The 9,079-nt window shown below is 73.1% G+C and carries 9 protein-coding genes; 4 read left to right on the forward strand and 5 right to left on the reverse strand.

Features of this window, described 5'->3' with window-relative positions; all coding sequences use genetic code 11:
* Positions 1–7: 7 nt before the first annotated feature.
* The 3 genes from ACFFIC_RS09435 (at position 8) to ACFFIC_RS09445 (ending at position 3,556) form a co-directional block, all read left to right on the forward strand.
* The gene (locus tag ACFFIC_RS09435; RefSeq protein ID WP_377049922.1) at positions 8–643 is read left to right on the forward strand and encodes a glutathione S-transferase family protein; all 636 of its coding nucleotides are present in this window, start codon (positions 8–10) and stop codon (positions 641–643) included.
* Positions 640–2,517: a cobaltochelatase subunit CobT gene (gene cobT, locus ACFFIC_RS09440; RefSeq protein ID WP_377049923.1), complete on the forward strand. Its 1,878-nt coding sequence runs from the start codon at positions 640–642 to the stop codon at positions 2,515–2,517. The genes ACFFIC_RS09435 and cobT overlap by 4 nt, the downstream gene beginning before the upstream one ends.
* Positions 2,518–2,596: 79 nt before the next feature.
* The gene (locus ACFFIC_RS09445; RefSeq protein ID WP_377049924.1) at positions 2,597–3,556 is read left to right on the forward strand and encodes an esterase-like activity of phytase family protein; all 960 of its coding nucleotides are present in this window, start codon (positions 2,597–2,599) and stop codon (positions 3,554–3,556) included.
* Here the strand turns inward: ACFFIC_RS09445 and ACFFIC_RS09450 are convergent.
* The 5 genes from ACFFIC_RS09450 to ACFFIC_RS09470 all read right to left on the reverse strand — a co-directional run bounded on the left by ACFFIC_RS09450 (position 3,541) and on the right by ACFFIC_RS09470 (position 7,938).
* Complete coding sequence (locus ACFFIC_RS09450; RefSeq protein WP_377049925.1) at positions 3,541–4,323, reverse strand: sensor histidine kinase; 783 nt, start codon at positions 4,321–4,323, stop codon at positions 3,541–3,543. The genes ACFFIC_RS09445 and ACFFIC_RS09450 overlap by 16 nt on opposite strands.
* 140 nt (positions 4,324–4,463) lie before the next feature.
* Positions 4,464–4,760 (reverse strand): 50S ribosomal protein L28, encoded by a 297-nt coding sequence (gene rpmB, locus ACFFIC_RS09455; protein WP_377049926.1) that lies wholly within the window; start codon positions 4,758–4,760, stop codon positions 4,464–4,466.
* Positions 4,761–4,881: 121 nt separating this feature from the next.
* The gene (locus ACFFIC_RS09460) at positions 4,882–5,622 is read right to left on the reverse strand and encodes a class I SAM-dependent methyltransferase (protein WP_377049927.1); all 741 of its coding nucleotides are present in this window, start codon (positions 5,620–5,622) and stop codon (positions 4,882–4,884) included.
* A gap of 52 nt (positions 5,623–5,674) precedes the next feature.
* Positions 5,675–5,941 (reverse strand): hypothetical protein, encoded by a 267-nt coding sequence (locus tag ACFFIC_RS09465; protein ID WP_377049928.1) that lies wholly within the window; start codon positions 5,939–5,941, stop codon positions 5,675–5,677.
* 44 nt (positions 5,942–5,985) lie between these two features.
* Positions 5,986–7,938, reverse strand: coding sequence for an ABCB family ABC transporter ATP-binding protein/permease (locus ACFFIC_RS09470; RefSeq protein WP_377049929.1), 1,953 nt, complete (start codon positions 7,936–7,938; stop codon positions 5,986–5,988).
* Positions 7,939–8,159: 221 nt separating this feature from the next.
* Between ACFFIC_RS09470 and ACFFIC_RS09475 the strand changes: the two genes are divergently transcribed.
* The gene (locus ACFFIC_RS09475; protein ID WP_377049930.1) at positions 8,160–9,017 is read left to right on the forward strand and encodes an NUDIX hydrolase; all 858 of its coding nucleotides are present in this window, start codon (positions 8,160–8,162) and stop codon (positions 9,015–9,017) included.
* The last annotated feature ends 62 nt before the right edge of the window (positions 9,018–9,079 follow it).

The following is a 9,079-nucleotide window of genomic DNA, read 5'->3' on the forward strand; positions in this document are numbered from 1 at the left end:
CCATACCGTGGCAGCCCGCTTCCTGCTGCACCACGCCCCGAAGACCCGCTCCGCCGGCAGCCTGTGGCTGCTGGAGGAGGCGGGGGCGGATTACGAGCTGCAATGGCACGAGATGGAGGCGGGAACCCACAAGGGCCCCGACTTCCTCGCGCTCAACCCGGCCGGCAAGCTGCCCGCCCTGGTGGACCGCGGCCCCTCCGGTGACTGGCGGGGCGTCGTGGTGACGGAAGCCGCGGCCATCGCGGCCTATGTGGCCGACACCCTGCCCGGCTCGCACCTCGCGCCCGCCCCGGACACCCCGGCGCGCGCGGCCTATGCCACCTGGATGGCCATGGCCTCCGGCGTGCTGGAGCCCGCCATGGCCGATGCCGCCTTCCCGCGCGCGAAGGAGGCACCGGCCCGCGCGATGGGTTGGCCGCCCCTGCCGGAGGTCGCGGCGCGGATCGAGGCCACCCTCGCCACCCGTCCCTGGCTGATCGGGGAAACCTTCACCGCCGCCGATATCCTCGTCGGCGGGCTGCTCGCCTGGATCACCGGCTGGGGCCTGCTCCACCCCGGGCCGAACGTGACCCGCTATCTTTCCGCCATCGAGGCCCGCCCCGCGAGGCAGGCCGCCATCCGCAAGGGAGCCGCGCCACCATGAGCGGCAGCAACAAGGACACCACCCGCCAGGAGGAGTTCAAGCGCGCCACCGCCGGCACGCTGCGCGCCATGGCGCGCTCCTCGGACGTGCAGGTCGCCTTTCAGCCCGGGCCTTCCGGCCTCGCGGGAAAGCGCGCCCGCCTGCCGCTGCCCACCCGCGCCCTGCCGCCCGCCGAGATGGCGAAGCTGCGCGGTGCTGCCGATTCCGTGGCGCTGAAGCTGCGCCACCACGACGAGGCGACGCATGCCGCCCGCACCCCCGGCCGCCGCGAAGCGCGGGAGGTCTTCGATGCGCTGGAGCAGGCGCGGGTGGAGGCCGTGGGCGGCCGCCACATGTCCGGCGTCGCCGCCAACCTCCGCGCCCGGCTCAACGAGCAGGCGGAGGCCGAGGGCTACGACCGGATGACCCGCAAGGACCAGCTTCCGCTGACCGCGGCGCTGTCCATGCTGGCGCGGGAACATCTGACCGGCGAGCCCGTGCCCGAGGCCGCGCGCCGCGTGGTGGACCTGTGGCGGGACACGCTGGGCGACCGTGCCGACGAGGCCCTGACCGAGATGGCCAGCAAGGCCGAGGACCAGGAGGCCTTCGGCCGCGCCGCCCGCAAGCTGCTGGCCGCGCTCGACCTCGCCGAGGCCGAGGTGGAGGCCGAGAGCGAGGAGTCCCAGGACCAGGAGGACGAGGGCAGCGAGACCTCCGGCGCCCAGGACCAGAGCGGCGAAGGGGAAAGCAAGCCGCAGGAGGCCGAGAACCCGCTCGGCGCCCAGCCCGAGCAGACCGAGGGCCAGGCGGGCGAGGAGGAATCGGGCGAGCAGGAGGAGGATGACGGCGCCGCCGCCGAGGGCGAGGACCGCCCGGGCGGGCCGCAGCAGAGGAAGGAGGTGCCCGTCACGGACGACGCCTCCACCTACCGCGCCTTCTCCCGCCAGTTCGACGAGGAGATCTCGGCGGACGACCTTTGCGACCCGGAGGAGCTGGCCCGTCTGCGCCAGCAGCTCGACCAGCAGCTTTCCCACCTCCAGGGGGTCGTCTCCAAGCTGGCGAACCGGCTCCAGCGCCGGTTGCTGGCGCAGCAGCAGCGCGCCTGGGACTTCGACCTGGAGGAGGGCATGCTCGATGCCGCCCGGCTGGCGCGGATCATCGTGAACCCCATGCTTTCCCTCTCCTACAAGCAGGAGCGGGAGGCGGACTTCCGGGACACGGTGGTGACCCTGCTGATCGACAACTCCGGCTCCATGCGCGGGCGGCCGATCACGGTGGCGGCCATGTGCTGCGACATCCTGGCCCGCACGCTGGAGCGCTGCGCGGTGAAGGTGGAGATCCTGGGCTTCACCACCCGCGCCTGGAAGGGCGGCCAGTCGCGCGAGCGCTGGGTGCAGGAGGGCAAGCCGCGCAACCCCGGCCGGCTGAACGACCTGCGCCACGTCGTCTACAAGGCCGCCGATGCCCCCTGGCGGCGGGCGCGCAAGAACCTCGGCCTGATGCTGCGCGAGGGCCTGCTGAAGGAGAACATCGACGGCGAGGCGCTGGACTGGGCCTATCGCCGCCTGATGCAGCGGCCGGAGCGCCGGCGCATCCTGATGGTGATCTCGGACGGAGCGCCGGTGGATGACAGCACGCTGTCCGTGAACCCCGGCAACTACCTGGAGCGCCACCTGCGCAAGGTGATCGGCGAGATCGAGGGGCGCGACGCGGCGGAGCTGATCGCCATCGGCATCGGCCACGACGTGACCCGCTACTACCGCCGCGCCGTGACCATCGTGGATGCCGAGGAGCTGGGCGGCACCATGCTGAAGAAGCTCACCGAACTGTTCGACGAGGACGCGGCCGCCGCCTGGCACCGCGCGGCGGCGGAGCGGGCGCCGGTGATGGTGTGATGGTGATGGTGTGATGCCGGATGGCGGGCCCCCGGCGCGGGGCCCGCGGCCGGCGCCACCGGGGTTGCGGCGGCGCGCCATGGGGCGCCGCTCGGCCATGGCGGCCCTGATGGGAACGGCCGCGTGCGGGGTCACGGCGGGCTGCGGCCTGCAGCGTCCCCTCACCCGCTTCGAGGACCTGCCGGACCCGCTGCCGCGCATGGCGCTTCGCCCGCTCGGGGTCATGGCGCTGAACACGGAGCGGTTGGGGGCGGATGGCCTTTCGGCGGTGCACGTGTCGCCCGGCCTGACCGTGACCGCGATCGGCGACCGCGGGCGCTGGTGCCAGGCGCAACTGGTGCTGGCCGCCGATGGCGCGCCGCTGGGGCTGGAGGCGCCGCGGGCCGGGCCCCTGCGCGACATCGCCGGCCGCCCTCTTCCCCTGGGCTTCCTGGGGGATGCGGAATGCCTGGCTGAACTGCCGGACGGGTCCTGGCTGGTGGGCTTCGAGCGGCTGCACCGGATCTGGCGCTACCGGAGCCTGGACGGTGCCTGCGAGCCGGTGGAGGCACCGCCGGGGATCGCGGGCTGGCCGGGCAATGGCGGGCTGGAATCCCTCGGCGTGCTGGCGGACGGGCGCTGGCTGGCCATCGCGGAAAGCGAGCGCCCGCCGGCGGATGATGGCGCCCGCCTGGCCTGGGTGGGCGGGCCCGGGCGATGGCGGCGCTTTCTTTACCGCCCCTCCCCCGGGCACGACCCCAGCGACCTCTGCCCCCTGCCCGATGGCGGGGCGCTGGTGCTGGAGCGGCACGCGAGCTTTCCCCAGGGGTTCTCCGCGCGGCTGATGCGCCTGCCACCCATTCCGGCCTCGCCGGGCGTGATGGAGGGGGTTCTGGCCGCGCATCTCGCGCCGCCCCTGCCCAGCGACAACTGGGAGGGGGTCAGTGCCTTCCGCCACAACGGGCGCGACCTGGTGGCGGTGATCTCCGACGACAACCAGATGTTCTTCCAGCGCACGCTGCTGATGGTGCTGGGCTGGGAGGATCAGGCGGCCGCCTGATCCTCCAGAACCCTGCCACGGGGCAGGGTGAGCCAGGTGCGGGCGCCGATGCCCGGCGCGGCCTCCAGCGTCAGTTCCCCGCCATGGGCGCGCATCAGTTCGCGCGCGGCGGAAAGGCCAAGGGAAAGGCCGCGCGTGCCCTCCCCCAGCCCGGCCCCGAGGCCGGAAAGATCATCCCGCGGCAGGCCCGCCCCCTCGTCCTCGATCACCAGGGCCACGGTTTCGGCCGCGCGGACGACGCGGAGCGCGATGCAGTCGCCGGCGCGGGTTTCGCGGGCGGCGCGCGCCAGGGACTGGGTGATGGCCCGGCACAGCGCGCGGCGGTCGGCCAGCAGGGTGAGCGCCTCGGCCTCGGGCGTGATGCGCCAGTGGCGGGCGCCCTCCCCCATCAGGCGCGACACGCTTTCCACGGCCTCGTGCAGGAGGGGGCAGAGGGGGATCCGGCTTTCGGCCAGGCCACGGGGACCGGGCTGGGCCAGGAGGTGGTCGGCCACTTCCTCGGACAGGCAAAGCAGGCGGCGCCCCTCGGCCTCCACCTGGGTGGCGGCGGATGGGGGCAGCCGGGCGGCGAGGCCGAGAAGGGACAGGCCGGGCGCCTCAAGCTCCCGGGCGATCATGCCGAGGCAGCGACCCTGGGCCTGCGCGCGAAGCGTGGCCTGCTCCGCGCAGAACTCGGCGGCGCGGGCGCGGTCGAGCAGGAAGGCGGCGGCGGCGGCGGGAACCAGCGCCGCGCAAAGGGCGGCCAGGGTGAGGAACTGTGTCTCCATGCGGGGGAGACTGCCAGCGCCGGCCCTGCCGAATGGTGAACACGGGCATGGTCATCGCAGGAGCGGCGTCGGACATGACAACGGCGCGAGGGAAAACCCCCGCGCCGTGGTGCAGCGTCGTCAACGGGAGGCGTATGGCCTCAGGCGGCGGCCTTCTTGGCCTGGGCGCGGGCGATGCGGCGCTTCAGCACCATCGCCTCGGGCGGCAGGGAGCGGTCGGGCGTGCCGAGCAGGAAGGCGTCGAGCCCGCCATTGTGCTCCACCGTGCGGATGCCGCGGGTGGAAAGGCGCATCTGGATGGAGGTGCCCAGCACGTCGGAGAAGAAGGAGGCCTCCTGCAGGTTGGGCAGGAAGCGCCGGCGGGTCTTGTTGTTGGCGTGGCTGACATTGTTGCCGGCCTGGACGCCCTTGCCGGTGATGCCGCAGCGGCGGGACATGGTGAAAACCCCAGATTGACGCGCGCGCGGGACGCGCGGGCAGGCGTTGGAAACGGATGAGGCGGGGCTAATGCCCGCAGCACCCGCCGGAGTCAAGGCGCGCGGGCATCGGCACGGCCCTTCAGGGGGTGCAGGGCCGGATGGCCTCCGGCACGGGCGGGGTGGCCGGGGGCTCGAAGACCGCGAGGTACTCGGAACGGGGCGGCTGTTCCAGCAGCCAGTGGAAGGCGACCTGCCGGTAGCCGGCCGCCGCCATCTCGCAGGCCAGCAGGGCACGGGGGGTGCCGTGGCGCGGGGTGGCGTCGTCCACGTCCAGGACGCCGACGCGGGCGCCGGAGCGCAGCGCCGGGACGAGGTTGGCGAGCAGGGCGAAGGGCTGCTCGATCTCGTGATACATGTGGACCAGCAGGGCGACATCGGTGGAGGCCGGCGGCAGCCGGGGATCGCCCGCCTCGCCCAGGCCGACCGACACGTTGGGCAGGTCCGCCACCCGGCGGCGCAGGCGGGCCAGGTATTGTGGCACCACGTCCTGCGCCAGCACCCTTCCCTGCGGCCCCACGCGCTGTGCCAGACGGACGGTGTAGTAGCCGGACCCCGCGCCGATATCGGCCACCGTCTGACCCGGGCGGATGCCGAGCCACCCGATCACCCGCTCGGCCTCCCCGACCCGCTCGCGCGCGTCCTCCCCCGCCCACTGGTCCGAGACGACGGAGGCCACGGGGCGCACCGGGCCGGGAAAGCGGCTGGCTGGAATCCCGGGCGGGCCGAGATGGGCCGCCGCGCCCCCGGCCGTGTCCTGGGCCTCCCCGCAGGAGGACAGCAGCGCGAGGGCAAGCGCGAGGCCGAGGGTGCGTCGGGACATGGAGGAAAGGTGGAGGCCCGCCCCTGCCCCGCAAGACCGGCAGGCGCCGGATCTAGGAGGGACCGGCGCCCTCGGACTGGGAACGCCGCATCTCGTGCAGCTCCCCGCTTTCCACCGAGGCAAGGGCGCTGCGGAGGACGCGGGCGATGGCACGGTCCTCCATGGTGCGGGCCATCAGGCCCAGCGCGCCGCCGAGAAGGGCGGAGGCGACGGAGATCGGGGCGATCCCCTGCTCGATCATGTATTCGATGGCCTTGTCGGTCACGGAGCCGGCGTGGCTCAGGTCCTCGGGCGCATCGCCTTGCGGGTCCAGGGTCATGCCCGGGGCCTCCTGCTGTTCTGTCGCGTGTTGAAGCCAGATGGTCAGACGGGCGCGGGAGCGGAAGCCCCCGCGGTTGCGGGGCTGGCCTGCCTTGCGGCCGGCCCCTCGGCCTCGGGCAGCACGTCGCGCGCGGCGGCGGCGGCCTCGGCCAGCGCGACCGCCTGGGCCTGGCGCCGCCACATGGCGGCGTAGAGCCCTTCGGCGGCCACGAGTTCGGCATGGGTGCCGCGCTCGGCGATGCGGCCCTCGGAGAGCACGATGATCTCGTCGGCCTCCACCACCGTGGACAGGCGGTGGGCGATGACCAGCGTGGTGCGCCCGCGCGAGACGCCGCGCAGCGCCGACTGGATTTCCTGCTCCGTGCGGGTGTCGAGCGCGCTGGTCGCCTCGTCGAGGATGAGGATGCGCGGGTTCTTGAGGATGGTGCGGGCGATGGCCACCCGCTGCTTCTCGCCGCCCGAGAGCTTCAGGCCGCGCTCGCCCACCCGGGTCTTGTAGCCCTCGGGCAGGCGGAGGACGAAGTCGTGGACCTGGGCCAGCTTCGCGGCCTCCACCACCTCCGCCTCGGTCGCGTCGGGGCGGCCATAGGCGATGTTGTAGAAGATGGTGTCGTTGAACAGCACCGTGTCCTGCGGCACCACCCCGATGGCGGCGCGCACGCTGTCCTGCGTCACGTCGCGTAGGTCCGCGCCGTCGATCACGATCCGGCCGCCCGAGACGTCGTAGAAGCGGAACATGAGGCGGGAAATGGTGGACTTGCCCGCGCCGGTGGGGCCGACGATGGCCAGCATCTTCCCGGGCGGCACGGCGAAGTCCACGCCGTGCAGGATCTCGCGGTTCGCGTTGTAGCCGAAGCGCACCTCCTCGAAGCGGACCTCGCCCCGGCCGGGGGGCAGCGACGGCGCGCCGGGCTTGTCGGCGATCTCGCGGCTTTCCCGCATCAGGGTGAACATGGCCTCCATGTCCACCAGGCCCTGCTTCATCTCCCGGTACACGAAGCCCAGGAAGTTCAGCGGCAGGTAGAGCTGGATGAGGTAGGTGTTGACCAGCACGAAGTCGCCCACCGTCATGCGGCCGGCGGCCACCCCGCGCGCGGCCATCAGCATCACGACCGTCAGGCCGATCGCGATCACCGCGGCCTGGCCCATGTTGAGGAAGTTCAGCGACACCTCGGAGCGGTTGTAGGCGTGCTCGTAGCGGGCGAGGGACGCGTCGTAGCGCCGCTCCTCGTGCCGTTCGTTGCCGAAATACTTCACCGTCTCGTAGTTCAGCAGGCTGTCGATGGCCCGCGTGTTCGCCTCCTGGTCGGTCTCGTTCATCTCGCGGCGGAAGCGCAGGCGCCAGTTGGTGAACATGAGCGTGAAGGTGACATAGAGGGCGATGGTGCCGAGGGTCACGGCCGCGAAGGAGAAGTCGAACAGCTTCCAGAGAATCACCGAGACCATGAGGATCTCGAAGATCGTCGGGATGATGTTGAAGATCATGAAGTCGAGGACGAAGTTGATGCCCCGCGTGCCGCGCTCGATCACGCGCGACAGCCCGCCCGTCTGCCGGTCCAGGTGGAAGCGGAGCGAAAGGGCGTGCATGTGGGTGAAGACCTGCAGCGCGATGCGCCGCCCGGCCCGGCCCTGCACCTTGGTGAAGACGGCGTCCCGCAGCTCCCCGAAGGCGGAGGAGGCGACGCGCAGCAGGCCGTAGCCGACCACCAGCGCCACCGGCACGGTCAGGATGGCGGCGGTGCCGCCCGCCGCCCCTTCCCCCAGGTGCGGGGTCAGGGCGTTGACGGCGCGGGAATAGGCGATCGGGACCAGGACATTGGCGACCTTGGCCAGCGCCAGCAGCACGAGCGCGATGACCACGCGGGCGCGCAGGCCCGGCTCGCCCTCCGGCCAGAGATAGGGGGCGAGGCTGCGGAGGGTGGCGAAGGTGCCGCGGGTGGCGGGCTGGCTTGCTGACGGACTGGCGGATGGGCTGGCTGATTGGGCGGCGGACACGCGCGAACTCCGGTGCGGGCCGCGCCTCGGGGCCTGGGCGACGCCCTCCGGGCATGGAGGGGCCGGCGCCGTGCCGGGCGGGTCCGGGATAAGGGGCCGGCCATCCTCACGCGGATGGGAGCGGCGTCGTAATACAGATGGGGCCTCCCGGCGCCGGGCGCCAGCGGGGAATGCCGCATGGCGGGGATGCCCCGCGCCGCGCCGCGGGGCAGGATGGGCGCATGGACCCCTTCGCCCGACACATCGCCGCGTGCAACAACCTGCCCTCCCCGGCCGGATACCTGCCCTTCCGCATCGGGGAGGCGCAGGTGGGATGGCTGGAGCCGGAGGCGGCGCGGGCCCTGACCTTCCTGCCGGGGCAGGTGCATTTCGGCCCCGACGGGGTTTCCCTGGCGGCCGGGCCACGCGGCGCGGCCGGGCGGAGCGGGGCGCTGGCCGAGATCGCGCGCAGCCTGGCCCGGGCAGGCTTCGGCCGCATCCGGGGGGAGGAGTTCGACGTCCGGGCCACGCCGGACGGCCCGGTGCTGGGCGTGGTGGACCGCGGCGTGCTGCCGGCGCTGGGCATCATCAGCCAGGGCGTTCACGTGAACGGGCTGGTGCGGCGGCCTCCGGGTCCCGGCGGCGGGCTGCACCTCTGGGTGGGCTGGCGCGCCAGGGACAAGGCGGTGGCGCCCGGGCAGATGGACAACGTGGTGGCCGGCGGCATCCCGGCCGGGCTGACGCCGGAACGCTGCCTCGTGAAGGAGGCGGAGGAGGAGGCCTCCCTGCCGGCCCCCCTCGCGGCGCAGGCGCGGCCGGCGGGCCGGGTGTCCTACATCATGCGCACGGATGAGGGGATGCGGCGGGACCTCCTGCACGTCTTCGACCTGGAGATGCCGGAGGGCGTGGTGCCGCGCCCCAACGACGACGAGGTGGAGCGATTCGAGCTGTGGCCCATCGCGCGCGTGATGGAGGCGGTGCGCGACACGGAGAGCGTGAAGTTCAACGTGAACCTGGTGCTGATCGACCTCTTCCTGCGGGAGGGAATGCTGGAGGATGGCGACGGGGCGCTCCGGGCCGGCCTGAACCAGCTGGCCTAGCGCCCCTACTTCCGGCGAGGTGGCCTCACGCGGCGCGGATGCCGTTGAGGAAGGCATCGACC

The organism is Muricoccus vinaceus (assembly GCF_042433125.1).
Classification (GTDB): Bacteria; Pseudomonadota; Alphaproteobacteria; order Acetobacterales; family Acetobacteraceae; genus Roseomonas; species Roseomonas vinacea.

Excerpts from the sequence above, each read along its gene's own strand:
- ACFFIC_RS09465 (WP_377049928.1), bottom strand. The coding sequence starts at position 5,941 with ATGACCCTGGACCCGCAAGGCGATGCGCCCGAGGACCTGAGCCACGCC.
- ACFFIC_RS09445 (WP_377049924.1), top strand. The coding sequence starts at position 2,597 with ATGGGGCGCCGCTCGGCCATGGCGGCCCTGATGGGAACGGCCGCGTGC.
- ACFFIC_RS09475 (WP_377049930.1), top strand. The coding sequence starts at position 8,160 with ATGGACCCCTTCGCCCGACACATCGCCGCGTGCAACAACCTGCCCTCC.
- ACFFIC_RS09460 (WP_377049927.1), bottom strand. The coding sequence starts at position 5,622 with ATGTCCCGACGCACCCTCGGCCTCGCGCTTGCCCTCGCGCTGCTGTCC.
- rpmB (WP_377049926.1), bottom strand. The coding sequence starts at position 4,760 with ATGTCCCGCCGCTGCGGCATCACCGGCAAGGGCGTCCAGGCCGGCAAC.
- ACFFIC_RS09450 (WP_377049925.1), bottom strand. The coding sequence starts at position 4,323 with ATGGAGACACAGTTCCTCACCCTGGCCGCCCTTTGCGCGGCGCTGGTT.
- cobT (WP_377049923.1), top strand. The coding sequence starts at position 640 with ATGAGCGGCAGCAACAAGGACACCACCCGCCAGGAGGAGTTCAAGCGC.